Below are 24,579 nucleotides of genomic sequence, written 5' to 3'. Positions count from 1 at the left end.
AGAACCTCATGGCCACTCTCACTCCCGATCAGGCGGCAGAGCAGGCGCGCGCCGCCGCCGCCGCCGCCCGCATCTCCGCCGATGCGGCAACCGGTGCCGCCGCCCAGGCCCAAGCAATCGCCGACGGTCTCGGTCACGGCCTCGCCGCCGCGACCCACGGCGCCATCGATCCGACCGTCTTTCGTCTCGCGATCTTCGTGCTGGCGATCTTCGTCGGCTACTACGTCGTCTGGTCGGTGACCCCGGCGCTGCACACCCCGCTGATGTCCGTCACCAACGCGATCTCCTCGGTGATCGTGGTCGGCGCGCTGCTCGCCGTCGGCGTCCCGCTGATCGAGAAGGGCACCGGCTGGGCTCGCTTCTTCGGGTTCATCGGCCTGGTCTTCGCCAGCGTGAACATCTTCGGCGGCTTCCTCGTCACCCAGCGCATGCTCAGCATGTACAAGAAGAAGGCCTGAGGCGATGTCGGAGAACGTCTCCTCGCTCCTCTATCTCGTCTCCGGCGTCCTGTTCATCCTGGCGCTGCGGGGCCTGTCCCACCCAACCACCTCCCGGCAGGGCAACCTGTACGGCATGATCGGCATGGGCATCGCCATCCTGACGACGCTGATCGGCCACGCGCCGTCCGGCGTCGGGGCGTGGTTCCTGGTGCTGCTGGGTCTCGGCATCGGCGGCGGCGCCGGCGCGGTGATCGCCAAGCGCGTGCCGATGACGGCGATGCCCCAGCTCGTCGCGGCCTTCCACTCCCTCGTCGGCCTCGCCGCCGTCGCGGTGGCGGCCGGCGCGCTCTACGCGCCGCAGGCCTTCGGCATCATCGAGAACGGCGCGATCCACAAGCAGTCGCTGTTCGAGATGGGCCTGGGCGTGGCCATCGGCGCCATCACGTTCACCGGCTCGGTGATCGCGTTCCTCAAGCTCGACGGGCGCATGTCGGGCAAGCCGATCATGCTGCCGCAGCGCCATCTCATCAACATCGTGCTGGCCGTCGTGCTGGTCGCCCTGCTGGTCGGCTTCATCGGCGGCGGCAGCAAGGTGCTGTTCTGGCTGATCGTGATCCTGTCCTTCGTGCTCGGCGGCCTGCTGATCATCCCGATCGGCGGCGCGGACATGCCGGTCGTGGTCTCGATGCTCAACTCCTATTCGGGTTGGGCGGCGGCCGGCATCGGCTTCACGCTGGGCAACCTCGCGCTGATCATCACCGGCGCGCTGGTCGGCTCGTCGGGCGCGATCCTGTCCTACATCATGTGCCACGCGATGAACCGCTCGTTCATCTCGGTCATCCTCGGCGGCTTCGGCGGCGACGCCGCGGCGTCCTCGGGTGGCGGCCAGGTCGAGACCCGGCCGGTCAAGCAGGGCTCGGCGGACGACGCGGCCTTCATCATGAAGAACGCCGAGAAGGTCATCATCGTGCCGGGCTACGGCATGGCGGTGGCGCAGGCCCAGCACTCGCTCCGCGAGATGGCCGACCAGCTCAAGAAGGCCGGCGTCGACGTGAAGTACGCCATCCACCCGGTGGCGGGCCGCATGCCGGGCCACATGAACGTGCTGCTCGCCGAGGCCAACGTGCCCTACGACGAGGTGCACGAGCTGGAGGACATCAACGGCGAGTTCCCGCAGGCCGACGTGGCCTTCGTGATCGGCGCCAACGACGTCACCAACCCGGCCGCGAAGACCGACCCGCAATCGCCGATCTACGGCATGCCGATCCTCGACGTCGAGCGGGCCAAGACCGTGCTGTTCATCAAGCGCGGCATGGGCTCGGGCTATGCCGGCGTCGAGAACGAGGTGTTCTTCCGCGACAACACCATGATGCTGTTCGGCGACGCCAAGAAGGTGGTCGACGAGATCGTCAAGAACTTCTGACCGCCGCGCCTGCCCGGGCGCGATACCGGACGATCGTCCGGGACGGAGAGCGGGGCCTCGTGCCCCGCTTTTCGCGTTTCAGGGGTCCGGCCGTGCCGGACAGGGCTTGCCGACGCCCGGTCAGACGGTGCTGCTCAGGCCCATCGCCGCCAGCCCCTCGTCGAGCAGGTCGCCGACATTCGGGATGCCGAGCAGGTAGTCGGCGGTGCGGGTGCCGGCGGCCTCGCGCTCGCGGGCCAGCCGCACCGCGTCGGGAAACTCCTCCGGCTCCATGTCGCCGCGGCCGACGAACAGCAGCGCCACCAGGTCGGCGCGCTCGTCGTCGTTGAGCCCGGCGATCATCTCGCGCAGTTCCTCCTCGGTCGCGTCGTCGGTGCCGTCGACCAGCACGTCGCGGGCGCCGTCGTCGATCGGGTTCGAGCCGGAATCGGGATCGCTCAGACCCTCCTTCACGTCGAGGGCGCGGGCGCGCAGAATGAACTCACTGACCTTGTCTACGGCGATGTCCATCGGTCGAAACTCCTCGCGGCGCGGAGGCCATGCTGTGCAGCCTCAACCCGCGAAGCGTGGCCCGGTTCGCCTGCCGCAGAGGTTCGCCCCTGGACGCCGGGGCCGTTCGACATCAAGTGAGCGGCGGCGCGCCCCATTCGAGAGGCTTCGATGCTCATCAACGCCGCCTTCGCGGCCCTGCGGCAGGTGTTTTCCCCGCCGCTCCGCCAGATCCTGTGGAAGTCCCTCGGCCTGACGGTCGGGCTGCTGTTCCTGGTGTGGTTCGGCCTGTCCAAGGGCATCGCGGCGCTGATCGCCGCCCACCCGATCTCGACCGACTACGCCATGGTCAACGCCGTGGCGTCGTTCCTGGCCGGGGCCGGGCTGTTCGTCGGCCTCGCCTACATCCTGCCGCCGGTCTCGATCCTGGTGGCGGGCTACTTCCTGGACGATGCCGCCGCGATCGTCGAGCGCACCGACTTTCCCGACGAGGTGCCGGGCCAGGCGATGCCGTTCGGCCAGGCGATGCTCTACACGGCGCGGTTCGCCGGGCTGGCGCTCGCCGTCAACCTCGCGGCGCTGCTGCTGCTGCTCGTGCCGGGCATCAACGTGGCGGCGTTCTTCCTCGCCAACACCTACCTGCTCGGGCGCGAGTATTTCGAGCTCGCCGCGGCCCGGTTCCGGCCCCTGGCCGAGGCCGGCGCGATGCGGCGCCACCACACCGCGACCGTGATGCTCGCCGGGGCGCTGCTGGCCGGGCTGATGCTGGTGCCGGTCGTCAACCTGATCACCCCGCTCTTCGGCATCGCCCTGATGGTCCACGTCCACAAGGGCCTGAGCCGCGACCGGCTGCTGCGGGCGCCGCAAGCCCGGCCGCCGGTGGCGATGGACCGGGACCGGCTCGATGCGGGGCGGCGCTGACGCCGCCTCCCCTCACCCGAACACGACGCGGCCCATGATCCGCCCGGGCAGCAGGGTGAACAGGCCGGTGACCGCCAGCGCGCCGAGATAGAGCCCGATCATGGTCCAGCGATGGGCCGCGATCTCGCCGCGCCGCGCGTGCAGCACCCCGCGGACCAACGCCGCCAGGGTGAACAGCGACAGGAGGTGGATCCAGCTGAACGGTCCGACCTGGCGCAGGCCCGAGATGCCGAACGAACTCAGCGCCACCACCGCGATCAGCCCGACCCAGAGCCGGCCCATCCACCGGTGCCGCCCCCCGCCCCGCCGGAGCCCGAACTGCAGCGCCCCGAGCAACAAGGCGGCGAGGGCCGCCGCGGCGTGGACCTGGATCACCGGCGAGGCCTGAAGCAGCGGCTGGAGGGTCATGGCGCAGGCCCGATCCACGGTGCGACCCGGCTGTCGCAGCTTGCGGCGGCGTCCGGGGCCCGTATGTTGACAAGCGCAACATACGGAGCATGTGGGCATTGTCAACATCCGGCGGCGGCGCGAGCTACCATCACGGCGACCTGCGCCGCGGCCTGATCGCGGCAGGGCAGGATCTTCTGCGCTCCGGCGGGGTCGAGGCGGTGAGCTTTCGCGAGGCGGCACGCCTCGCCGGCGTGTCGCATAACGCGCCCTACCGGCACTTCCCGAGCCGCGAGGCGCTGCTCGCGGCGCTCGCGACCGAGGGCTTCCTGGCCCTGCACCGGGCGCTCGACCGGGCGGCGGGCGAGGCGCGCCCGCCTGATCGGCTCACGGCGCTCGGCCGGGCCTATCTGCGCTTCGCCGAGGGGGATCGCGCGACCTTCCGGCTGATGTTCGGCGGGACCCTGGACCGCGCCGCCCATCCCGACCTTGCCGAGGCCTCCGCGGCGGCATTCGGGACGTTGCGGGGCGCGGTGGCGGAACGCGAGCCCTCGGCATCCGCCCACCGCGACGCCCTGCGGGCCTGGGCTCTGGTCCACGGCCTCGCCCACCTCGTCGCCGACAGGCAGATCGAGGCCGCCCAGGCCGAAGCCTGCCTCGTGTGAAGGCAACGCGACCGTCGTTTATTCGCCTACGAATGAGGCAGGCTACAATTTAGGCATTCCAGTTCCAGGGATGCGCCTCCGGCACAGGCGAGGCGGTTGGCAGGGCTCTTGCAATCCTGTCGTCCGTCAACCCCACGGAGACGATCGACGATGCCGCTGCTCACCCCCCCGTCCCTGCGCCGGTCCGCGCTCGGGCGGACCCTGTCCGGGCTCGCCCTCGCCCTCGCTCTGACGGGGCCCGCGAGCGCGCAGGGCGTGCTGCGCATCGGCATGACCGCCTCCGACATCCCGCTCACCACCGGCCAGGCCGACAATGGCGGCGAGGGCATGCGCTTCACCGGCTACACGGTGTACGACGCCCTCATCAACTGGGACCTCAGCCGGGCCGACAAGGCCTCCGACCTGACCCCCGGCCTCGCCACCTCCTGGTCGATCGATCCCGCCGACAAGACCCGCTGGACCTTCAAGCTCCGCCCCGGCGTCACCTTCCACGACGGCTCCGCCTTCGATGCGAACGCCGTGGTGTGGAACCTCGACAAGCTCCTGAAGTCGGACAGCCCGCAATTCGACCCGCGCCAGTCGGCGCAGGGGCGCACCCGCATCCCGGCGGTGGCCTCCTACAAGGCGGTCGATCCGATGACGCTCGAGATCGTCACCAAGACCCCGGACGCGACCTTCCCCTACCAGCTCGCCTGGATCCTGATGTCGTCTCCCGCCAACTGGGAGAAGCAGGGCAAGAGCTGGGATGCCGTCGCCAAGGCGCCCTCCGGCACCGGTCCGTGGAAGGTGACGGGCTTCGTGCCGCGCGAGCGCCTCGAGCTGGTGCCGAACAAGGAGTATTGGGACAAGGCGCGCGTTCCCAAGCTCGACAAGATGGTGCTGGTGCCGCTGCCCGAGGCCAATGCCCGGGTCGCCGCCCTGCGGTCGGGCCAGGTCGACTGGATCGAGGCGCCGGCCCCCGACGCGGTGCCCTCGCTCAAGGCCGCGGGCTTTGCCCTCGTCACCAACCTCTACCCGCACAACTGGACCTGGCACCTGTCGCGGGCCGAGGGCTCGCCGTGGAACGACGTCCGCGTGCGCAAGGCCGCCAACCTCGCCATCGACCGCGAGGGCCTGAAGGAGTTCCTGGGCGGCCTCGCCACCCCGGCCGAGGGCTTCCTGACCCCCGGCCATCCCTGGTTCGGCAAGCCGACCTTCAAGCTCGGCTACGATCCGGAGGCCGCCAAGAAGCTGCTGAAGGAGGCCGGCTACGGCCCGAACAAGCCGCTCTCCACCAAGGTGCTGATCTCGGCCTCGGGCTCCGGCCAGATGCAGCCGCTGCCGATGAACGAGTTCCTGCAGCAGAACCTCGCGGAGGTCGGCATCAAGGTCGACTACGAGGTCGTGGAGTGGAACACGCTCATCAACATCTGGCGGGCCGGCTCCAAGTCCGACAGCGCGCGCGGCGGTACCGCGATGAACTACTCCTACCTGATCCAGGACCCGTTCACCGCCTTCATCCGCCACGCCCAGTGCAACCTGGCGCCGCCGAACGGCACCAACTGGGGCTATTACTGCGACCCGGCGATGGACAAGCTGTTCGACGAGGTGCGGGCGACCTTCGATCCGAAGGAGCAGGTCGCGGTGCTGCAGAAGGTGCACGAGAAGTTCGTCGACGACGCCCTGTTCCTGATGGTCACACACGACGTCAACCCGCGGGCGATGAGCAAGAAGGTCCAGGGCTTCGTCCAGGCCCAGAGCTGGTTCCAGGACTTCTCGCCGATCACCATGGCGAAGTAGATGGCATTTTATTTGTACCGGCTTGACAGAGGCCGGTGCGCACGAGGTTTTTTGCTCCCACCCGCGACTTCGTCCCGAGGTGTCAGTCCATCAACGATGGACTGACCTTGGAGGAGGGTTCCAGAAGTCTCGGGGCTCTCTGGAGCCCTCCTTCGAGGCTCCGCGATCTTCGATCGCCCCGCACCTCAGGATGAGGTTGAGGGTGGGAGGGGTTGCACAGAGCGGTCGAACATCCGCTGGAGACACCACGACCCCACCCGGTCCTACGCCGGGCGGGACCACGACCCCGACAAACGGCGCCGCCTCATGATCCTCTTCATCCTCAAGCGCATCGGCTACGCCGCCCCGGTCGCCCTGGGCGTCAGCCTGGTGTGCTTCCTCCTCGTCCACCTCGCCCCCGGCGATCCCCTGAGCGCGATCCTGCCCGTCGACGCCACCGCCGAGATGCAGGCGCAGATGCGGTCGGCCTACGGCTTCGACAAGCCGCTGCCGGTGCAGTACGGCCTGTGGCTCTGGAAGATCCTGCACGGCGACCTCGGCACCTCGATCGCCACCGGCCGCCCGGTCCTGTCGGAGGTCGGCCGCGCCGTCGGCAACAGCCTGATCCTCGCCTCGATGGCGACGCTGATCGGCTTCACCTTCGGCACCTTCTTCGGCTTCGTCGCCGGCTATGCCCGCGATTCCTGGCTCGACCGGGTCGCCTCGGCGATCGCGGTGTTCGGGGTCAGCGTGCCGCACTACTGGCTCGGCATCGTCCTGGTGATCATCTTCTCGGCCACCCTCGGCTGGCTGCCGCCGACGGGCGCGGGGCCGCAAGGCTCGGGCAACTGGTTCCCGGACCTCGAGCACCTGCGCTACATCCTGCTCCCGGCCATCACCATGTCGGTGATCCCCATGGGGGTGATCTCCCGCACCGTCCGGGCGCTCGTCGGCGACATCCTGCACCAGGATTTCGTCCAGGCGTTGCGCGCCAAGGGCCTGTCGGAGTTCGGCGTCTTTCGCCACGTCGTCAAGAACGCGGCGCCGACCGCCATCGCCATCATGGGGCTGCAGCTCGGTTACCTGCTCGGCGGCTCGATCCTGATCGAGACCGTGTTTGCCTGGCCGGGCACCGGCTTCCTCCTCAACGCCGCGATCTTCCAGCGCGACCTGCCGCTGCTGCAGGGCACGATCCTGGTGCTCGCGATGTTCTTCGTGACCCTCAACCTCCTGGTCGACGTGGTGCAGACCGCGCTGGACCCCCGCATCGAGAGGGCGTGAGAGCATGACCATCCAGACCTCCCTCGCCAGCGGCGATCCGGTCGCGGCGGTCGCTCCTCCGGAGATCCCGGCGGTCGCCTCGCGCGGCTACTGGGGCAGCGTGCTGCGCCGCCTCCTGCGCGATCCGGTGGCGATGACTGCGGCCTGCGTCATCCTCGCCATCGTGCTCGCGGCGATCTTCGCGCCGCTCATCGCGCCGATGGACCCGTTCAAGGGCTCGATGGTCCGACGCCTGCGCCATGTCGGGGACGCGACCTACTGGCTCGGCTCGGACGAGCTCGGCCGCGACATGCTCACGCGCCTGCTCTACGCCGGCCGCCTGTCGCTGTTCATGGGCGTGCTGCCGGTCGTCATCGCGTTCTTCGTCGGCTCCGGCCTCGGCATCCTCGCCGGCTATGCCGGCGGCTGGGTCAACACCGTGATCATGCGCGTGGTCGACGTGTTCTTCGCGTTTCCCTCGGTGCTCCTCGCCATCGCGCTCTCGGGGGCGCTCGGTGCCGGCATCCTCAACTCGATCGTGTCGCTCACCGTCGTGTTCGTGCCCCAGATCACCCGCGTCGCCGAGAGCGTGACGGTGCAGATCCGCAACCGCGACTACGTCGAGGCTGCCCGGGTCTCGGGGGCGAACCCGTTCACGGTGGTCCGCGTCCAGGTGCTCGGCAACGTGCTCGGCCCCGTCTTCGTCTACGCCACCAGCCTGATCTCGGTCTCGATGATCCTCGCCTCGGGCCTGTCCTTCCTCGGCCTCGGCGTGAAGCCGCCCGAGCCGGAATGGGGCTTGATGCTCAACACCCTGCGCACCGCGATCTACGTCAACCCGGTGGTGGCGGCGCTTCCCGGCGTGATGATCTTCCTCACCTCGATCTCCTTCAACCTTCTGTCGGACGGCCTGCGCTCGGCCATGGAGGTGCGCCAGTGACCGACCTCGATCCCCGCGACCGCGGCGGCCCCGCGCAGCCGCTGCTGACCGTCGACGGCCTGGTGAAGCACTTTCCCGGCAAGGGCGGGCTGTTCGGCAAGGGCCCGGCTGTGCGCGCCGTCGACGGCGTCGACTTTTCCGTGATGAAGGGCGAGACGCTGGGCGTCGTCGGCGAATCCGGCTGCGGCAAGTCGACGACGGCGCGCCTGCTGATGCAGATCGCCCGGCAGGACAAGGGCGACATCGTCTTCGACGGCGAGCTGCTCGGTTCCCGCGCCCTCGACCTGAAGGCCTATCGCCGCCAGGTGCAGATGGTCTTCCAGGATTCCTACGCCTCGCTCAACCCGCGCCTCACCGTCGAGGAATCGGTGGCCTTCGGCCCGAAGGCGCACGGGCTGTCCGCGGCCGCCGCCCTGTCGCGGGCCCACGACCTCCTGCGCCGGGTCGGGTTGGAGCCGCGGCGCTTCGGCGGCCGCTACCCGCACGAGGTCTCGGGCGGCCAGCGCCAGCGGGTCAACATCGCCCGCGCACTCGCCCTCGAGCCGCGCCTCCTGATCCTCGACGAGGCGGTCTCGGCCCTCGACAAGTCGGTGGAGGCGCAGGTGCTCAACCTGCTCACCGACCTCAAGCAGGAATTCGGCCTGACCTACATCTTCATCTCGCACGACCTCAACGTCGTGCGCTTCATGTCCGACCGGGTGATGGTGATGTATCTCGGTCGCGTCGCCGAGATCGGCCCGGCCGACGCGATCCTCGGCACCCCGCGCCACCCCTACACGGCGGCTTTGCTGGCCTCCCAGCCCTCGACCGACCCGAACGCGCGGCTGGAGGAAGCGCCGCTCACCGGCGATCCGCCGAACCCGATCAATCCGCCCCCGGGCTGCCGCTTCCACACCCGCTGCCAGTTCGCCGCGGAGGTCTGCCGCACCCGCGAGCCCGGCCTCGACCCGGTGGCGCCCGCGCACTTCGCCGCCTGCCACATGGCGGCGGCGGGCTCCGGCCACCCGGAGGCTCCCCCGGTCCCGATGGCGGCGTGAGGCTGACATGAACGCACCCCTTCGCGCGACCGGCAGCACCGCCTCCGACGCCCTGATCGAGGTCCGCGACCTCACGGTCGACTTCCTGGGCGGCCGAAAACCCGTCCGGGCGGTCGGCGGGGTCGATTTTTCGATCCGGGCCGGCGAGGCCCTGGCGCTCCTCGGCGAATCCGGCTCCGGCAAGTCGGTGACGCTGCGGGCCCTGATGCGGCTCCTGCCGGAATCCCGCACCCGCATCGCCGGGCACCTGCGGGTCGACGGGCACGACGTGCTGTCCCTCAAGCGCAAGGCGCTCTCGGCCTATCGCGGCGGCACCGTCGCGATGATCTTCCAGGATCCGGGCCTCGCCCTCGATCCGGTCTACCGCATCGGCGACCAGATCGCCGAGGCCGTGATGCGCCACGAGGGCGTCTCCCGCGCCGCCGGCCGCGCCCGGGCGCTGGAGCTGTTCGAGCGCGTCCACATCCCCTCCCCGGCCCGGCGCCTCGACGCCTACCCGCACGAGATGTCGGGCGGCATGCGCCAGCGCGCGATGATCGCGCTCGCGCTCGCCTGCCGGCCCAAGGTGCTGCTCGCCGACGAGCCGACGACGGCGCTCGACGCCACGGTACAGATCCAGATCCTGCTGCTGCTGCGGGAATTGCAGCGCGACCTCGGCCTCGCCGTCATCTTCGTCACCCACGATGTCGGCGTGGCCGTCCAGGTCGCCGACCGTGTGGCGGTGATGTATGGCGGCCACCTCGTGGAGGTCGGAGCGAGCGGCGAGGTGATCGGCCGGCCGGCCCATCCCTACACGCAAGGCTTGCTCGCCTCGCGCATCACCCCCGATTCGCCCAAGGGCGTGCGGCTCGCCACGATTCCCGGCTCGCCCCCGGATCTCGCCGACCCGCCCCCGGGCTGCCCGTTCGAGCCGCGCTGCGGCCTCGTCGTGCCGGCCTGCCGCGAGGGCCTGCCGGCCCGGGTGGCGGTGGCCCCGGGGCACGCGGCGCGCTGCGTGCGCCTGGACGGGACCGCGCCCGCGGCCTGAACGTCGCGATGGGCGTATACCGGTCGCGCCTCCCGCCCGGCATGCCGGGCGGCGATGGCGAACCGGGCACCGTCGGGGCGTGGCAGGTGACCTGTGCCGCACCGCCCGGCGCCCTTTGCCTGTCGACGCACGATCCGATGATCGCGCCGGGTGAGGCCGACGACGGGGCGCGGACATTCTTCGCGCCATCGCGGCCGCCCGGATTCGGCGGGTCGCGGCTCGTCGGCGCTCTCGCCTCCTCCGCCCTGTCCTCGACGGTTCCGGGTTTCCCGCCCGGGCCCTTTACGCGGCCCCGCCTTCGACGGCACAAGGCGCCGGAGCGCTCGACCGCAAGCCTCCCCGACCGTCAATTACCTGGAGATCCCGATGACCATCACGCGTTTCGAGACCGGCCCCCGGATGAGCCAGGCCGTGGTCCATAACGGCACCGCCTACCTGGCCGGTCAGGTCGCCGACAACGTCTCGAACGACGAGGGCGTCGAGGCGCAGACCAAGGACATCCTCGCCCAGATCGACGCCCTGCTCGCCAGCGTCGGCAGCGACAAGAGCCGGCTCCTCTCGGCCACGATCTACCTCGCCGACATGTCGACCTTCGCCGAGATGAACCGCGCCTGGGACGGCTGGGTCGCAGCCGGCCACACCCCGGCCCGCGCCACCGTCGAGGCCAAGCTCGCCGGCCCGCAATATAAGGTCGAGATCTCGATCATCGCCGCGATCGGAGCCTGACCGATGCGGCTGCTCCGGCGCGGTCTCCTGCGGGCCTCGGCCTGCCTCCTCGCCCTCGCGGCGGTGGCCGCCGGCCCCGCGGCGGCCGCGCCGGAGCGGGTCGTCAACGTCTACAACTGGTCGGACTACATCGACCCCAAGATGCTCGACGCGTTCACGCGCGAGACCGGCATCAAGGTGGTCTACGACACCTACGACACCAACGAGATCGTCGAGACCAAGCTGCTCGCCGGCCGCTCGGGCTACGACATCGTGGTGCCCTCCGGCCCGTTCCTGCAGCGGCTGATCAAGGCGGGCGTCTTCCAGCCCCTCGACAAGGCGAAGCTGCCGAACCTCAAGCACGCCTGGCCCGAGGTGACCGCGCGGCTCGCCGTCTACGACCCGGGCAACGCCTACGCGGTCGACTACATGTGGGGCACGACCGGGATCGGCATGAACACCGCCCTGGTGCGTGCCCGCCTGGGCGCGACACAGCCGCTCAACACCTGGGACATCGTCCTGCGCCCGGAGCTGGTCGCCAAGCTCAAGGATTGCGGCGTCACGATGCTGGACGCCCCCGAGGACATCTTTCCGAGCGTGCTCCAGGCGATCGGGCTGAAGCCCGACACGCGACGGGTCGACGACCTCGAGAAGGCCGGCGAGGCTTTGTTCCGCATCCGCGGCGCGGTGCAGAAATTCCACTCCTCCGAGTACATCAACCAGCTCGCCAACGGCGACGTCTGCCTGTCGGTCGGCTATTCGGGCGACGTGCTCCAGGCCCGCCGCCGCGCCCGCGAGGCGAAGAACGACGTCGACATCGCCTACGTCATCCCGCAGCAGGGCGCGCTGATGTGGTTCGATTCCTTCGCGATCCCGAAGGACGCCCCCCACGCGGCGGAGGCGCACGCCTTCATCGACTTCATGATGCGGCCGGAAGTTGCGGCGGCCAACACCAACTTCGTCGCCTATGCGAGCGGCAACCTCGCGGCCAAGGCCCTGGTCAAGCCCGAGATCCTGTCGGATCCCGGGATCTACCCGGACGACGCCACGTTCCGGCGCCTGTTCACCAACACCGCCTACGACGACCGCACCCAGCGGCTGGTGACCCGGCTCTGGACCCGGGTGCGCACCGGGCGCTGAGGCCCCGCTCACGAGAAAGGCCCGCTCCTTTGCGGAACGGGCCCCCTCTCGCGCGTACCATTCACCCGCGTCGCGGGCGGCCGGGATCGCGTGCCGGCATCAATCCTTGAGGTCGTCCGGCACCTTGCCGCCGTTCTCCTCGAGCTTCTTGATCACCTGCTTGTGCAGCCACACGTTCATGGTGGCCGAATCCTCGGTGTCGCCGGTGTAGTTCAGCTCCTTGGCGAGCTCCTTGCGGGACGACAGGCTGCTGTCGAGGTGGAGCAGCTTCATCAGGTCGACGATCGAGGTGCGCCAGTTCAGCGGCTGGCCGGCCTTGCCGGCGAGGTCGTTGAGCACCGCCTCGACGTCGACCTTGCCGTCGACCTTCGGCACCGCGCCGCCGGACGCCGCGTCCGAGCCGCCGCCGAGCGCCCCGCCCGCCGAGGACGTGTCGGTCTTGGGCGCATCACCCGACGTCTGCGCCTGGGCGTCGCCGCCGCCGAAGGGGTGCAGGATCTTGCTGACGATCGTCCCGAGCAGGCTCATCGTGTCGTTCTCCGTCTGGGGCTCGCGTGGCGCTGCCCGCATCCGCGCGGGCGAAAGGCGGGCACGCTCGGCCTTGCGGCAGGCTAACGAACGGCCCCGCTCACCGTTCCGTGAAGCGCGCGTCCGCGACCATCCCGGCGCTGCACGCCGCCGCAGGATCGGTTAAGGACGGGCCGGAAGGCGGGCCGGGCGCGTGGCGCCGGCCGCGACGGGAATCGCGTGGGAGCGGCATGACAGGGGATCCGATACGCCGGGCGCTCGACGACGTCTGGTACTGCGTCGGCGAGAGCCGCAGCGTCCGGCCCGGCGGCATGCGGTCGGTCAGCCTCGGCGAGGAGGCCGTGGTGGTCGGGCGGGAGGAATCGGGCGCGCTGTTCGCCCTGCGCGACCGCTGCCCGCATCGCGGCATGGCGCTGTCGGCCGGCCGGATCGTCGACGGCAACCTCGTCTGCCCGTTCCACGGCTGGCAGTTCCGGCCCGACGGCGCCTGCGCGGCGATTCCGGCGCTCGCCCGCCGGGACGACGCGAATTTCGCCTCCGTCCGCCTCGCCCGCTTCGCGGTGACCGAAAAGTCCGGCCTGATCTGGGTGCATGCCAGCGCCAACCCCGCCGGCGCCGCCCCGGAGACGGCTCCGCCGATCCCGGAGGTCGATTTCGACTATTGCGGGCAGCTCGTCGAGATCCTCGAGGTCGAGGCCTCGTTCGACCTCGTGGCGCTGAGCTTCGTCGATCCGGCGCACGTCGCCTACGTCCACGATTCGTGGTGGTGGCGCCCCTCGAAGACCATGAAGGAGAAGGTGAAGCACTTCGCGCCCTCGCCCTTCGGCTTCACCATGACGAGCCACACGGCGAAGACCGCCTCCCTCGCCTACCGCCTGCTCGGCTCGATCCCCGAGGTCGAGATCGAGTTCCGCCTGCCGGGCGTGCGGCTCGAGCGGATCACCGCCGGCGAGAAGCGCTTGGCGAACTACACCTTCGCCGCACCGCTGGCGAACGGCCGCACCGCGCTCATCAACGCGATGTACTGGAACATCCCGGCTCTCAACCTGCTGAAGCCCGTCGCCCGGCCGCTGATGCGCCAGTTCCTCGGCCAGGACCGCGACGTGCTCCAGATCGCCCAGCGCGGCCTCGACCGGAAGCCCGCCATGGTGCTGATGGGCGAGAGCGACGTGCAGTCGCAATGGTATTTCAGCCTCAAGCGCGAGTTCCTGCGGGCGCGCGAGGCGGCGGCGCCCTTCGTCAATCCGCTCGAGCCGCGGGAGCTGCGCTGGCGCAGTTGAACGACAATACGGGTTGTCCGACACGGGATCGGCGGCGAGTGCGCGGCGTTGCCGTCGGGGAAGGGCGGTCCAGAGGTGGATCGAGCGCTCGTCAGTTCTGTCCCGCGCCGCGACAACGGCAGGAAATTCCAGGGCCGTGCCGTTCGGCGCTATCGCGGACGCGGCCTTTCGAATTATCCCGTCCGCTCAGCCTTCCGGGGGATACGGATGTCAGGCGACATCTTCCGCATCGTTTACAAGAGCACCGCCGCTCATCCGCCAGAGGCGATGCTGGGACAGGGCCACATCGCGTCTCTCCTTGGCGCCGCCCGTCACCGCAACCGCCTGGCGGACGTGAGCGGCGTGCTGGTCTATACCGGACTCGGCTTCTTCCAGGTGCTGGAGGGCCGGCGCGCCGCCGTGCAGCCGATCTTCGAGTCGATCCTGGTCGACCGGCGCCACCACACCCTGGCGGTGATCGAGATGGATTTCGCCGCCGAGCGGCGCTTCCCGGGCTGGAACATGGGCTTCCTCGGCACCACTGCGGAACTCGACAAGCGATTGAACAGCGACGGGTCCTGTCCCGCCGGCGGCCCGAAGGCCCTCGACCAGCTCCTGCGCCGGGCGCTGCTGCTCCTCGTCGACAGCCCGATCAGCACGCCCTGGCATTCCGGCGCAGCCGGCCAAGACGCCGCCTCCGGGAGCGCCGCACGCTCGTACCGCTGAAACCGGTCCCATCCGGCCCGACACACGGCACTCGCGCACGCCCCGTCGCGAACCGTCTCTCCCACCCTCAACCTCGTCCCGAGGTCGGGGGATCGGACATCCGACACGCCGATCGGGGCTCGTTCAACGGATCCGCCCGAGCAGGCTCCGAGGTCGGTAGGTCGAATGTCTTTCGGGATAGCCCGTCGTGCGGCGTGCTCACCCCGCCCGCGCGGACGGCTCGGCGGCGAGGAGCGCCACCGCGACCGCCGGCCCACAGGTCGACGCGAAGGCCGCCGCGTCGGGGGCAAGGCGCGGCGCGATCAGGTCGCTCAGCTCCTTGGCTGGCCGCCCGAGGCGGGCGGCGAGGCGGGCGGCGACGAAGCGGCCGGCGCCGCAGATCACCACCGGCGCCTCCTCCGGCACGTCGCCCCGGGACAGGATCGTGGCGGCGGCATCGTGCAGGAGCCGCAGCTGCGCCTCCGCGAAGACCCCCGCGAGGCGGATCCAGTCGGCGGAGGAACCCTCGTGGCGGTCCCGCCCGATCATCCGTGCCAGGCGGATCTCGGTCTCGGGGATCGACTTGCCCTTTAGGTCGGCGGTGTCCTGCTGGTCCTCGGCCTCCGGCAGATCGGAGAGGAGCCGGTAGGCGTCCGCCGTGGTGGCGAAGCACTCGGCCATCAGGGCGGTGCGACGGCCGCGGAACGGGACGGCCTGCGCCAGCGCCAGGAGCGGGGTGCGCACCACCCCGGTATAGACGAGTTCCCCGGTCTCCAGCCGCTCGGCATCGCTGTAGCCGACGGTGCGGGGCTGCCCGTCGAGGATCGGGATCAGGTCGCCGGTGGTCGAGCCGAGATCGACCAGCAGGGCCGCCGGCCGGAGGCGGCCGACGAGGGCCGCGGTGGCGTGCCAGTTGGCGCTGGCGACGTCGGGCGTCTTCGTCCCCGCCTCCCCGGGCGCCACGAAGCCGGTGCGCCCAGCATAAACTGCGACGGCGCCGGGCAGGTGCGTGCCGGCCCAGCCGGCGATCTGCGTCACGCCGTCGGTGCGGTCGGAGAAGCAGTCGGTCAGCTCGCCGGTCATCGTCACGGCGTGATGCGCCGGCTGGCGCGCCCAGTCCGGCAGGGCCGCGACCGAGGTTTCCAGCGCCGGCAGGCCGTTCCAGAGCGGGCACGGCACCTGGACCACCGCCTGGACGCGCCCGCCCTCGACCAGGGCCGCCTTGACATGGACCCCGCCGAAGTCCCAGCCGATGATGCGTTCGCGCGAGGAAACGGAAGGGGCGGAGGAATGCGGATCAGTCACGGTCGATTCTCGGTCGCGGCGCGTCGGGACCGGGTCGCATGAGCGGCGCACCCTTCGCAACCCGGACCGAGGTGGTGCCGGTCCTCGACCTGCGCGGCGGCCTCGTCGTGCGGGCCCGGGCCGGGGACCGCGACGCCTACGCGCCGATCGTGACGCCGCTCAGCCCCGGCTCCGCTCCGGCCGACGTCGCCCGCGGACTGCTCGCCGCCTGGCCGGCGCGCCGGCTCTACGTCGCCGACCTCGATGCGATCGTGGACGGCGCCCCGCCGGATCTCGGCGCGCTGCGGGCGATCCTGGCCGCCTGCCCCGGAACCGAACTCTGGGTCGATGCCGGGTTTTCGAGCGAGGCCGGCGTCACGGCGTTCCTGGCCTCCGGCCTCGGCCGGCCGGTGCTCGGCAGCGAGAGCCAGGTCGACGACGCCCTGGTGCGCCGCATCGGCGACCGGGCGGTCCTCTCCCTCGACAGCCGGGACGGCGCGCCGATGGGACCGGCGATCCTGCACGAGGACCCGTCCGCCTGGCCCCCGGAGGTGATCGTGATGACGCTCGCGCGCGTCGGCAGCGGCGCCGGGCCGGACCTCGCGGGCCTGCGGGCGCTCAGGGCGCGGGCGCCCCACGTCGCCTTCTACGCCGCCGGGGGGCTGCGCGGGCCGGAGGACCTGCCGGCCCTCGACGAGGCCGGGGCCGCCGGCGTGCTCGTCGCCAGCGCGATCCACGACGGGCGGCTGCGGGCCTGAGCGCCGCCATGCGCGCGGCGGCATCCCCGCCCGACATGGCCGCGCTTGTTCCCTCGCCGCTCGCGTGCTCCGCTTGCCGCGACGCCGATCCAGGACCCCGCGATGCCCACCAACGATCTCGTGACGATGCGTGCCACCGACCTCGCGCGGGCGATCCGCGACCGGGCCGTCTCGGCCCGGGAGGTGATGCAGGCCCATCTCGACCAGATCGCCTGCCACAACCCGGCGGTGAACGCCGTCGTGTCCCTTCGCGAGCCCGACGCGCTCCTCGCCGAGGCCGAGGCGGCCGACCGGGAACTGAAGGAGCGGGGACCGCGCGGGCCGCTCCATGGCCTGCCGCACGCGGTCAAGGACCTCTCGCCCACCGCCGGCCTCCGCACCACCCACGGTTCGCCGCTGTTCCGCGACACCGTGCCGGAGGCCGATGCCCTCCACGTGGCGCGGCTCAGGGGCGCCGGCGCGCTGCTCATCGGCAAGACCAACGTGCCGGAATTCGGCCTCGGCTCGCACAGCACCAACCCGGTCTTCGGCCCGACCCGCAACGCCTACGACCCGGCGAAGGCCGGCGGCGGATCGAGCGGCGGCGCCGGGGTGGCGCTGGCGATGCGGATGGTGCCCCTCGCCGACGGCAGCGACCACGGCGGCTCCCTGCGCAACCCCGCCGCCTGGAACAACGTGCTGGGCCTGCGCCCCGCCGCCGGCCGCATCCCGAACGGCACCGAGGAGGTCTTCCTGCCCCAGCTCGGGGTGCTCGGCCCGATGGCGCGCTGCACCGCCGATCTCGGCCTGCTCCTCTCGGTCCAGGCCGGGTACGATCCCCGCACCCCGACGGCCTTCCGCGAGGATCCCGCCGCCTTCGCGGTGCCGCGGCTCCGCGACCTGAAAGGGCTGCGGATCGGCTGGATCGGCGATTTCGGCGGGCACCTCCCCTTCGAGCCCGGCGTGCTCGCCCTCTGCGAGGACGCCCTGCGGGTCTTCGCCGGCGAGGGCGCGGCGGTCGAGCCGGTGCTCCCGGCCTTCGACCCGGAGGCGATCTGGCAGAGCTGGACGCGGCTGCGCCAATGGATCATCGGCGCGACCCTCGCGGTGCATTGGCGGGACGAGGAGAAGCGCACCCTGATGCGGCCGGAGGCGATCTGGGAGGTCGAGCAGGGCCAAAAGCTCTCGGCCTTCGACGTCCACGCCGCCAGCGTCACCCGCACCGCCTGGTATCACTGCGTGCGCGGGCTGTTCGAGCGCTTCGACGTACTGGCGATGCCCTCGGCCCAGGTCTTCCCGTTCGCGGCCGAGGAGACCTGGCCGCGGGAGGTCGGCGGGCGCGCCATGGACACCTATCACCGCTGGATGGAGGTGGTGGTACCGGCCACGCTCTCCGGCTGCCCGACGATCAGCCTGCCGGCGGGCTTCAGCGCGGCCGGCCTGCCGATGGGCCTCCAGCTCATCGCCCCGAACCGCGGCGAGGCGGAGCTGCTGGCCATCGCGGCGGCCTACGAGGCGGTCACGGGCTTCGACCGGGTGCTGCCGCCGGCCCTGCGCGGCTGATCCCGGCGACCGATCACGGCGGCGTGAACGAGATAGGCTGCCTGCTCCGCTTGCCGCCTGTGAGGGCTCCCGGCATACATGGCGAGCAACAAGCTCGGCCACGCCGCAACGGCCGAGGTTCGGAGGAAATCCCGATGAAGCCCTTCCTGCTGGCGCTCGCCGCCGGCGTCTCCGTCGCGAGCGCCGCCCTGGCCCAGGACACGACCGCCGGGGACACCAAGGCCAAGGTCGACAACCTGGAAAAGCTCGGCAGCTTCAAGCAGACCGGCGTCGCCGAGCCGGCGCCGATCCCGCAGACCGGCCGGCGCGCCGACGCGATCAACAAGACGCTCCAGAAAATCAAGGTCCCGGACGGGTTCAAGATCGAGCTCTACGCCGTCGTGCCGGACGCCCGTGCGATGGCGGTCGGCCCGAATGCCGGCGTGGTCTTCGTCGGCACCCGCAAGTCCAAGATGTACACCGTCACCGACCGCGACAAGGACCGCGTCGCCGACGAGGTCAAGGTCTACGCCCCGGGCGTCGACTTCAAGATCCCGAACGGCGTCTGCTTCTCGCGCGACGGCGTGCTGACGGTGGTGGAGCAGAACCGGGTCCTGGCCTTCCCGGCCGCCGAGTTCTTCTACGAGGGCACGGACGGCCCGGCCGTGGTGGTGGTCAAGCAGGGCGAGCTGATCCCGCCGGCCGAGGAGAGCTACAACCACACCGCCCGGATGTGCCGCATCGGGCCCGACGGCAAGCTCTACGTCTCGCTCGGCCAGCCCTACAACGTACCGCCCAAGGACAAGGCCGACCTCTACGCCAAGACCGGCATCGGCGGCATCATCCGCATGGATGCCGACGGCAAGAACCGGGAGGTCTACGCCACCGGCATCCGCAACTCGGTCGGCATGGACTTCGCCCCCGACAAGACCCTGTGGTTCACCGACAACCAGGTCGACGGCATGGGCGACGACCAGCCGCCGGGCGAGCTCAACCAGATCACCAAGCCCGGCCAGAACTTCGGCTTCCCGTGGTACGGCGGCGGCGGGGTGCGCACCGTCGAGTACAAGGACGACAAGGTTCCGGCCGACGTCGTGGCGCCCAAGGCCGAGCTGCCGCCCCACGCCGCCGACCTCGGCATGATCGTCTACAAGGGCAAGTCGTTCCCGGAGAAGTACCGCGGCGGCATCTTCACCGCCGAGCACGGCTCCTGGAACCGCACCACGCCGATCGGCGCCCGGGTGATGTACGTGCCGGTCAACAAGGACGGCAGCGCCGGCAAGCCCGAGCCCTTCGCCGAGGGCTGGCTGACCGAGGGCGGCGAGTATCTCGGCCGCCCGGTCGACGTCGCGACCCTGCCCGACGGCTCGCTGCTCGTCTCCGACGACACTGCCGGTGCGATCTACCGCATCTCCTACGAGAAGTAGGTTTTTCGGAGCGGGGCGGCCGGAGGGCCGCCCCGCTTCCCTCTCAAGGAGACGCCCATGACCCGCGCCCTCGCCCTCCTGCTGCTCCTCGCCGCCACCGCCCCGGCGGCGGCCGGCGACGCCAAGGCCGGCCGGGCCAAGGCGATCGCCTGCCAGGCCTGCCACGGCCTCGACGGGCTCTCGAAGCTCCCCGACGCGCCGAACCTCGCCGGCCAGGTCGAGCCCTACCTCGTCAAGGCGCTGACCGAGTTCCGCAGCGGGACCCGCAAGAACGAGGTGATGTCGGTCGCCGCCCAGGAGTTGTCGGATGCCGACATCGCCAACCTGGCGGCGTATTACAGCGGGATCCAGATCGACGTGATCCCGCCGGGCTGAATCGCGTCCGCTAGAGCACTTCACGATCGCGTAGCAACACGGCACACGACAGAGACGTGAATCCGCGATGATTATCTCTCCCATCCGCGACCTCATCCCGAGGCGTTAGACGATCGAAGATCGACTGACGTCGAAGGAAGCCTCCAGATGTCGCTGCGATTTCTGGAGCCCTCCTTCGAGGCTCAGCGATCGTCGATCGCCCGCACCTCAGGATCAGGTGATGTATGGGAAAGCCTTGACGCAGAAACGCTTCACGCCCCTGTCATGTACCGTGGCGTTGCAATCGTGAATCTCATCAGGCCTTTGATTTTGCCGCATTTTCTACGACGAACCGGCATCCGCTTCGTCGGAAAATGCTCTAGTCGCCGCCCCCACCCCCGCATCCCCCGCAGCCGCCTCCGCCACTGCCACCCCCGTCCCCACCGCTGCCGTCGCCGCCTCCGCTGTCGGTGACGAAGAAGCGCCGGAGCGACGCGAGTTCGGTGCCGGCGAGCGCCGCCGCGCCGCCCAAGGCAAAGGCGAACGGGATCTCGTGGCGCAGGGGCGCCCGGGCGGAGCGGGCGTGGCGTGCGCGGTGGCGTTCGAGCGCCCGCGCGCCGGCCGTCGTGCAGGTGATCGGCCGGATGTGGAGGAATGTCGCGGCGACGACCGTCGCGATCATCAGGCCGACGAGATAGCCGACCGGGCGCCCGGTGCCGGCGACCCAGGCGATCTTGGCGAGGCCGAGGGCCAGCACCAGCGCCACGGCGCCGAGCGAGACGACGAGTGTCCGGCGGCGCTGCTCGGTGCTCGGGCACAGGCCGCGCGCGGCGAGCCGCTCCGCCAGCCGCTCGGTCGGTGCGGTCAGCCTGCGCATCAGCTGGCCGCGGGTCGTCAACCCGTCCGGCGGCCGGAAGGGCACGAGGTCGGGCGGCAGGGCGATGCCCCGCGCATCGATCCAGATTCCCCGCGGCGGGTCGATGCGTCCTGCACCGGACGTGTGGAGGGCGAGCGCCGTCACGTCGGCCACCCGGTCAGGGCCGCCGGCGAGATAGGCGAGGTCGGGCAGGCCGAGATCCGCGTCCGGCGCCGATCGCACGGTCTGCCGGCAGCGCGCCCGCGCGACGATTCCGACGAGGAGCGCGCCGGCGGTCAACGTCCCGTCGAGCCACAGGAACGGCGGTCCCGGCCAGTCGAGGGGGTTGAGCGGCAGGGCGAGCGCCGGCCGCGGCGCGAGGAGGAGCGTCCCGGCGAGCCCCGGCAGCAGGACCCGGCCGAGGCGCGGCAGGCGGAGGATGGAACGGGGGACGACGAGCGAACGCCGCGTGTCGACGGTACGGTAGCGCGGCCGGCGGCCGAAGCGCTCCCCCGCGCCGGGCCACAGGGCGGGATCGGGCGGGCCGAAATAGGCCTCGTGGCGGGCGAGCGTCGCGGCGTATTGCCGGGCGTAGCGGGCCTGCTCCACCGGCCCGCCGGAGGTCGGCTCATGATGGAGGGCGGTGCGCAGGACCGCCCCGCACCACACCTCCCAGTAGTCGCGCGAATAGGTGAGGTGGAGATGCCAGACCTCGTCCACCTCCTCGCTCGGCGTGACCGGCTCGCGGCCGTTGCAGGCGAGGAAGCAGAACCGGCGATAGGCCTCGACCGCCGCCCGCGCGAAGGCGAGGGACCAGTCCCGGTCGCGGGCGAGCCGCCGGGTGAAGTCGAGGGCCCGGTCCGGGTGCTCGAACGGGTGCGCCCGGATGCGCGCCCAGAGAGCGCCTTCCGCGTCCGACCAGGTTGCGGGCAGGATGCACGGCATGACACCCCCAAACGCCGACGGTGATCCCCGTCGTCAGGGTAACGCGTCCGGGTGCGGAAGGCTCGGCCGGACGCGCCCCGTCTAACCGTTCATCCGCGCGATCACCGCCACCGGCCCGCCCCCGTCCGGCCCCTGGTGCTCGGCCCCACCCGAGACGAACAGGTCCGTCCGGCCGATCGCCGCGGCGGCGACCCCGCCGACCAGCGCCCGGGCGTGGCGCGTGGCGTTGATGTCGCTGTCGTCGTTCATGATGTGGCGGCGGCCGCGGATCAGCCCGTCGCCGGTCGGCTCGGCCTTGGCGAGCAGCGCGACGACGCGCTCGGCCGCCTCGGGCGGGAGCTGGCCGGAGGCCGGCAGGCCGAGCTCGGCGAGCGCGCCCTGGATCGCCGGAAGATCGATGCCGTCGCGCATCACCCGGTGGGCGATGCGCAAGGGGCCGCTCCAACCCGGCGCGTTGCCGAGCACGATCACCTCGTTGCGCATCAGCTCGATCCCCGCCGAGGCGCTGGCGCGACCTGAGAAAAGGTCGGGGCGGGTGCCGATCACGCTATCGTCGAGGGCCTCGCCCGGGATCTCGCCGAGCGCCAGCCCGATGCCGAGCGCCGACGCGCCCCGCGACAGGCCCATCGACGCGTAGGTGTCGTGGGTGGACACGTCCTGCCCGCGGGCGGCCGCCTCCTGGATGCGGGCGCTGGTGAGGAGCGGGCACTTCACCTGGACGAAATGCACGTCGGCCGGGTCGGTCAGGCCCGCCGCCGCCATGGCGCGCGCCACCGCCGCGGCGGTCGCCCGCACCTGCGCCATGCGGCCGATCTCCTCGGGGAGAAAGTCGTCCGTGAAGGCGGTGCCGACCGCGAGCGCCGTGCCGGGACCGCCGGCCCCCTCGCGCCGGGCGACGACCAGCAGGTGGGGCGAGAGCCCGCCCTCGGTGCCGCCGGACATCACGAGCGCGACCCGCGCGCCGATCTCGGCCGGGGTGAGCCCGAGCCGGGCGCCGAGCGCGGCCTCCAGCGCCATGACGGCGAGCGGCCGGGTGAAGTCGTTGACGCAGCCGTTGCCCTCGGTCTTGCCGAACACCGCGACGACCTCCTCCGGGGCGAGCGCGCCGGAGGCGAACAGGACGTCGAGGCCCGAGACGTCGGCGGGGTGCCGGGTCGGCACGCGGAAGACGAGGCATTCGGGCATCGCGGGTCCCTGACTTTTCTTGGCGGGAGGATGAATCTTGGCGGGAAGATGGGCCCGCGTCGCCCTGCAACTTCGTCGCCAACCCGCGCCGATGCGCCGTCTCGGGCGGCCGACGATGCGCCGGCGCCACAAGCCTGGCCATAACCGCGGAGCGATCCCGCGGCCCGGGTAGCCGGCTCGGGGGAGGATGCGCTAGTCTGGCCTCCCGCGCCCGGGAGAGCCGCCACCCGATGCCGAACCCGTTGAGCCGCATTCGGCCCGCCGTGTCCGCACGGGCGTGCTCCCCCGCCAGTTCCTGTGCCGGGACGGCCGCGTCCTCGCGGATCGCGACGCGCGCCTGATGGGGGTCCCCTTCCCCCCGCCCGGCGCGTCCCCGCAGCGGGTGCTGATCTACTCGCACGACACGTTCGGGCTCGGCCACCTGCGCCGTGCGCGGGCGATCGCGCACGCGCTGGTGGCGGAGGCGCCGGAGCGGCGGGTGGTGATCCTGTCCGGCTCGCCGGTGAGCCACGCCTTCCGGTTCGCCCCGGGAGTGACCTGCCGGCGCCTGCCGGGCGTGACCAAGCTCGCCTCCGGCGAGTACCAGAGCCTCGGGCCCGGCCACGGCCTCGACGAGGTGGTGGCGACCCGCGCCGCCCTGATCCGCCACGTCGCCGAGCGCTTCGACCCCGACCTCTTCCTCGTCGACAAGGAGCCGGCGGGCTTCCACGGCGAGGTGCTGCCAGCGCTCCACCGGCTCAAGGCCCGCGGCTGCCGGCTGGTGCTGGGCCTGCGCGACGTCCTCGACGATCCGGACCTGCTGGCGCCCGAATGGGAGCGCAAGGGCGCGCTCGCGGTGCTGCCGCTCTATGATTCGCTCTGGGTCTACGGCCTCGAGGCGATCTACGCGCCCCTCGACGGGCTGACGCTGCCGGCGGGCGTGTCCGGGCGCCTGACCTATACTGGCTACCTCCGGCGCGAGGCGCCCGAACCCGAAGGCTCCGAGGCGGCAGCACGGGAGCCGTTCCTCCTCGTCACTCCGGGCGGCGGCGGCGACGGGGTCGAGCTGGTCGAGGCGGTGGTGCGGGCCTACGAGGCGCATACCCTGGAGCACCCGGCGCTCGTGGTGTTCGGGCCGTTCTTCCCGTCGGCCGAGCAGGCCGACCTGAGCGCCCGCATCGCCGCCCATCCCCGGCTCTCCTCCCTCGGCTTCGATGCCCGGCTGGAGCGGCTGATGCGCCGGGCCGCCGGCGTGGTGGCGATGGGAGGCTACAACACCTTCTGCGAGATCCTGTCCTTCGATCGTCCGTCCCTGATCCTGCCGCGGGTCCGGCCCCGGCGCGAGCAGTTGATCCGGGCCCGGGCCGCCGCCCGGCTCGGCCTCGTCGGCGTGATCGAGCCCGGCGACGCCGACGAATCCACGGCGAACGAGACCGCCCGGATGGCGGAGGCGCTCGCCGCCCTGCCGCACCGGCCCGCCCCCTCCGCGCGGCCGATCCCCGGCCTCCTCGACGGCCTGCCGGCGATCCGCCGTCTCGCCGCCACCGCCGACGCCGCCTGCGTGGCGGCCGAGTAAGCCCTCCTCT

Annotated in this window: 24 protein-coding genes; 18 read left to right on the top strand and 6 right to left on the bottom strand. The window is 71.4% G+C overall.

The window, feature by feature from the left end; all coding sequences use genetic code 11:
• Positions 1-8 precede the first annotated feature (8 nt).
• Both HPY23_RS24120 and HPY23_RS24115 read left to right on the top strand, forming a co-directional pair.
• The gene (locus HPY23_RS24120; RefSeq protein ID WP_060848633.1) at positions 9-458 is read left to right on the top strand and encodes a proton-translocating transhydrogenase family protein; all 450 of its coding nucleotides are present in this window, start codon (positions 9-11) and stop codon (positions 456-458) included.
• 4 nt (positions 459-462) lie between these two features.
• Positions 463-1,863 (top strand): NAD(P)(+) transhydrogenase (Re/Si-specific) subunit beta, encoded by a 1,401-nt coding sequence (locus HPY23_RS24115; protein ID WP_091888319.1) that lies wholly within the window; start codon positions 463-465, stop codon positions 1,861-1,863.
• Positions 1,864-1,983: 120 nt separating this feature from the next.
• Here the strand turns inward: HPY23_RS24115 and HPY23_RS24110 are convergent, their stop codons facing one another.
• Positions 1,984-2,373, bottom strand: coding sequence for a DUF3775 domain-containing protein (locus tag HPY23_RS24110; protein ID WP_058618262.1), 390 nt, complete (start codon positions 2,371-2,373; stop codon positions 1,984-1,986).
• A 150-nt stretch (positions 2,374-2,523) separates the two neighbouring features.
• Between HPY23_RS24110 and HPY23_RS24105 the strand changes: the two genes are divergently transcribed.
• Positions 2,524-3,273: a sulfate transporter family protein gene (locus HPY23_RS24105; RefSeq protein WP_091888317.1), complete on the top strand. Its 750-nt coding sequence runs from the start codon at positions 2,524-2,526 to the stop codon at positions 3,271-3,273.
• 12 nt (positions 3,274-3,285) lie between these two features.
• Here the strand turns inward: HPY23_RS24105 and HPY23_RS24100 are convergent, their stop codons facing one another.
• The gene (locus HPY23_RS24100; protein WP_091888315.1) at positions 3,286-3,681 is read right to left on the bottom strand and encodes a DUF2306 domain-containing protein; all 396 of its coding nucleotides are present in this window, start codon (positions 3,679-3,681) and stop codon (positions 3,286-3,288) included.
• Positions 3,682-3,779: 98 nt separating this feature from the next.
• Between HPY23_RS24100 and HPY23_RS24095 the strand changes: the two genes are divergently transcribed.
• The 8 genes from HPY23_RS24095 to HPY23_RS24060 all read left to right on the top strand — a co-directional run bounded on the left by HPY23_RS24095 (position 3,780) and on the right by HPY23_RS24060 (position 12,192).
• A complete protein-coding gene (locus tag HPY23_RS24095) occupies positions 3,780-4,325 on the top strand; it encodes a TetR/AcrR family transcriptional regulator (RefSeq protein WP_236012619.1) in 546 nt (181 codons plus the stop codon).
• A gap of 150 nt (positions 4,326-4,475) precedes the next feature.
• Complete coding sequence (locus HPY23_RS24090) at positions 4,476-6,104, top strand: ABC transporter substrate-binding protein (protein ID WP_060848627.1); 1,629 nt, start codon at positions 4,476-4,478, stop codon at positions 6,102-6,104.
• Between the two features lie 306 nt (positions 6,105-6,410).
• Positions 6,411-7,364 (top strand): ABC transporter permease, encoded by a 954-nt coding sequence (locus HPY23_RS24085; protein WP_048429155.1) that lies wholly within the window; start codon positions 6,411-6,413, stop codon positions 7,362-7,364.
• A 4-nt stretch (positions 7,365-7,368) separates the two neighbouring features.
• Positions 7,369-8,283 carry an ABC transporter permease gene (locus tag HPY23_RS24080; RefSeq protein WP_091888311.1) on the top strand — a complete coding sequence of 305 codons (915 nt, stop codon included), beginning with the start codon at positions 7,369-7,371 and terminating at the stop codon, positions 8,281-8,283.
• Positions 8,280-9,320, top strand: a complete 1,041-nt coding sequence (locus HPY23_RS24075; protein WP_175540010.1) for an ABC transporter ATP-binding protein — start codon at positions 8,280-8,282, stop codon at positions 9,318-9,320. The genes HPY23_RS24080 and HPY23_RS24075 overlap by 4 nt, the downstream gene beginning before the upstream one ends.
• Before the next feature lie 7 nt (positions 9,321-9,327).
• Complete coding sequence (locus tag HPY23_RS24070) at positions 9,328-10,347, top strand: ABC transporter ATP-binding protein (protein ID WP_060848623.1); 1,020 nt, start codon at positions 9,328-9,330, stop codon at positions 10,345-10,347.
• A 366-nt stretch (positions 10,348-10,713) separates the two neighbouring features.
• On the top strand, positions 10,714-11,073 hold the full coding sequence (locus HPY23_RS24065) for a RidA family protein (protein WP_091888307.1): 360 nt from the start codon (positions 10,714-10,716) through the stop codon (positions 11,071-11,073).
• A gap of 9 nt (positions 11,074-11,082) precedes the next feature.
• Entirely contained in the window at positions 11,083-12,192 is a 1,110-nt protein-coding gene (locus HPY23_RS24060; protein ID WP_060849557.1) for a polyamine ABC transporter substrate-binding protein, read from the top strand.
• Positions 12,193-12,291: 99 nt separating this feature from the next.
• On the opposite strand, the gene HPY23_RS24055 is transcribed toward HPY23_RS24060, so the two are convergent.
• Positions 12,292-12,720: a DUF3597 domain-containing protein gene (locus HPY23_RS24055; RefSeq protein ID WP_060848621.1), complete on the bottom strand. Its 429-nt coding sequence runs from the start codon at positions 12,718-12,720 to the stop codon at positions 12,292-12,294.
• Positions 12,721-12,950: 230 nt separating this feature from the next.
• On the opposite strand from HPY23_RS24055, the gene HPY23_RS24050 reads away from it, so the two are divergent.
• Together HPY23_RS24050 and HPY23_RS24045 are read left to right on the top strand one after the other, a co-directional pair.
• The gene (locus HPY23_RS24050; protein ID WP_060848620.1) at positions 12,951-14,000 is read left to right on the top strand and encodes an aromatic ring-hydroxylating oxygenase subunit alpha; all 1,050 of its coding nucleotides are present in this window, start codon (positions 12,951-12,953) and stop codon (positions 13,998-14,000) included.
• Positions 14,001-14,207: 207 nt separating this feature from the next.
• Positions 14,208-14,705: a BLUF domain-containing protein gene (locus HPY23_RS24045; protein WP_091888305.1), complete on the top strand. Its 498-nt coding sequence runs from the start codon at positions 14,208-14,210 to the stop codon at positions 14,703-14,705.
• Between the two features lie 198 nt (positions 14,706-14,903).
• Here HPY23_RS24045 and HPY23_RS24040 read toward each other — a convergent pair whose 3' ends face one another.
• Complete coding sequence (locus HPY23_RS24040) at positions 14,904-15,989, bottom strand: hydantoinase/oxoprolinase family protein (protein ID WP_091888303.1); 1,086 nt, start codon at positions 15,987-15,989, stop codon at positions 14,904-14,906.
• 38 nt (positions 15,990-16,027) lie between these two features.
• Between HPY23_RS24040 and HPY23_RS24035 the strand changes: the two genes are divergently transcribed.
• From HPY23_RS24035 to HPY23_RS24020, 4 genes are all read left to right on the top strand, one after another.
• Positions 16,028-16,726, top strand: coding sequence for a HisA/HisF-related TIM barrel protein (locus HPY23_RS24035; protein WP_091888301.1), 699 nt, complete (start codon positions 16,028-16,030; stop codon positions 16,724-16,726).
• Positions 16,727-16,828: 102 nt separating this feature from the next.
• Complete coding sequence (locus HPY23_RS24030) at positions 16,829-18,268, top strand: amidase (RefSeq protein ID WP_091888299.1); 1,440 nt, start codon at positions 16,829-16,831, stop codon at positions 18,266-18,268.
• 134 nt (positions 18,269-18,402) lie between these two features.
• A complete protein-coding gene (locus HPY23_RS24025; protein ID WP_200601721.1) occupies positions 18,403-19,674 on the top strand; it encodes a PQQ-dependent sugar dehydrogenase in 1,272 nt (423 codons plus the stop codon).
• A 57-nt stretch (positions 19,675-19,731) separates the two neighbouring features.
• Positions 19,732-20,049, top strand: a complete 318-nt coding sequence (locus tag HPY23_RS24020; RefSeq protein WP_060848615.1) for a c-type cytochrome — start codon at positions 19,732-19,734, stop codon at positions 20,047-20,049.
• Positions 20,050-20,407: 358 nt separating this feature from the next.
• On the opposite strand, the gene HPY23_RS24015 is transcribed toward HPY23_RS24020, so the two are convergent.
• Together HPY23_RS24015 and atzD are read right to left on the bottom strand one after the other, a co-directional pair.
• Complete coding sequence (locus HPY23_RS24015) at positions 20,408-21,829, bottom strand: TIGR04222 domain-containing membrane protein (protein WP_091888297.1); 1,422 nt, start codon at positions 21,827-21,829, stop codon at positions 20,408-20,410.
• Positions 21,830-21,910: 81 nt separating this feature from the next.
• A complete protein-coding gene (gene atzD, locus HPY23_RS24010) occupies positions 21,911-23,014 on the bottom strand; it encodes a cyanuric acid amidohydrolase (RefSeq protein WP_091888295.1) in 1,104 nt (367 codons plus the stop codon).
• A 340-nt stretch (positions 23,015-23,354) separates the two neighbouring features.
• Here atzD and HPY23_RS24005 point away from each other — a divergent pair, with 340 nt between their 5' ends.
• Positions 23,355-24,569 carry a glycosyltransferase family protein gene (locus HPY23_RS24005; protein ID WP_091888353.1) on the top strand — a complete coding sequence of 405 codons (1,215 nt, stop codon included), beginning with the start codon at positions 23,355-23,357 and terminating at the stop codon, positions 24,567-24,569.
• The last annotated feature ends 10 nt before the right edge of the window (positions 24,570-24,579 follow it).

It is taken from the genome of Methylobacterium ajmalii, assembly GCF_016613415.1.
Lineage (GTDB): Bacteria > Pseudomonadota > Alphaproteobacteria > Rhizobiales > Beijerinckiaceae > Methylobacterium > Methylobacterium ajmalii.
The sequence above is the reverse complement of the archived record's forward strand: the minus strand, read 5'-3'. Positions and strand labels throughout refer to the sequence as shown.

Excerpts from the sequence above, each read along its gene's own strand:
- HPY23_RS24120 (WP_060848633.1), top strand. The coding sequence starts at position 9 with ATGGCCACTCTCACTCCCGATCAGGCGGCAGAGCAGGCGCGCGCCGCC.
- HPY23_RS24115 (WP_091888319.1), top strand. The coding sequence starts at position 463 with ATGTCGGAGAACGTCTCCTCGCTCCTCTATCTCGTCTCCGGCGTCCTG.
- HPY23_RS24110 (WP_058618262.1), bottom strand. The coding sequence starts at position 2,373 with ATGGACATCGCCGTAGACAAGGTCAGTGAGTTCATTCTGCGCGCCCGC.
- HPY23_RS24105 (WP_091888317.1), top strand. The coding sequence starts at position 2,524 with ATGCTCATCAACGCCGCCTTCGCGGCCCTGCGGCAGGTGTTTTCCCCG.
- HPY23_RS24100 (WP_091888315.1), bottom strand. The coding sequence starts at position 3,681 with ATGACCCTCCAGCCGCTGCTTCAGGCCTCGCCGGTGATCCAGGTCCAC.
- HPY23_RS24090 (WP_060848627.1), top strand. The coding sequence starts at position 4,476 with ATGCCGCTGCTCACCCCCCCGTCCCTGCGCCGGTCCGCGCTCGGGCGG.
- HPY23_RS24085 (WP_048429155.1), top strand. The coding sequence starts at position 6,411 with ATGATCCTCTTCATCCTCAAGCGCATCGGCTACGCCGCCCCGGTCGCC.
- HPY23_RS24080 (WP_091888311.1), top strand. The coding sequence starts at position 7,369 with ATGACCATCCAGACCTCCCTCGCCAGCGGCGATCCGGTCGCGGCGGTC.
- HPY23_RS24070 (WP_060848623.1), top strand. The coding sequence starts at position 9,328 with ATGAACGCACCCCTTCGCGCGACCGGCAGCACCGCCTCCGACGCCCTG.
- HPY23_RS24065 (WP_091888307.1), top strand. The coding sequence starts at position 10,714 with ATGACCATCACGCGTTTCGAGACCGGCCCCCGGATGAGCCAGGCCGTG.
- HPY23_RS24055 (WP_060848621.1), bottom strand. The coding sequence starts at position 12,720 with ATGAGCCTGCTCGGGACGATCGTCAGCAAGATCCTGCACCCCTTCGGC.
- HPY23_RS24050 (WP_060848620.1), top strand. The coding sequence starts at position 12,951 with ATGACAGGGGATCCGATACGCCGGGCGCTCGACGACGTCTGGTACTGC.
- HPY23_RS24045 (WP_091888305.1), top strand. The coding sequence starts at position 14,208 with ATGTCAGGCGACATCTTCCGCATCGTTTACAAGAGCACCGCCGCTCAT.
- HPY23_RS24035 (WP_091888301.1), top strand. The coding sequence starts at position 16,028 with ATGAGCGGCGCACCCTTCGCAACCCGGACCGAGGTGGTGCCGGTCCTC.
- HPY23_RS24030 (WP_091888299.1), top strand. The coding sequence starts at position 16,829 with ATGCCCACCAACGATCTCGTGACGATGCGTGCCACCGACCTCGCGCGG.
- HPY23_RS24025 (WP_200601721.1), top strand. The coding sequence starts at position 18,403 with ATGAAGCCCTTCCTGCTGGCGCTCGCCGCCGGCGTCTCCGTCGCGAGC.
- HPY23_RS24020 (WP_060848615.1), top strand. The coding sequence starts at position 19,732 with ATGACCCGCGCCCTCGCCCTCCTGCTGCTCCTCGCCGCCACCGCCCCG.
- HPY23_RS24015 (WP_091888297.1), bottom strand. The coding sequence starts at position 21,829 with ATGCCGTGCATCCTGCCCGCAACCTGGTCGGACGCGGAAGGCGCTCTC.
- atzD (WP_091888295.1), bottom strand. The coding sequence starts at position 23,014 with ATGCCCGAATGCCTCGTCTTCCGCGTGCCGACCCGGCACCCCGCCGAC.
- HPY23_RS24005 (WP_091888353.1), top strand. The coding sequence starts at position 23,355 with ATGGGGGTCCCCTTCCCCCCGCCCGGCGCGTCCCCGCAGCGGGTGCTG.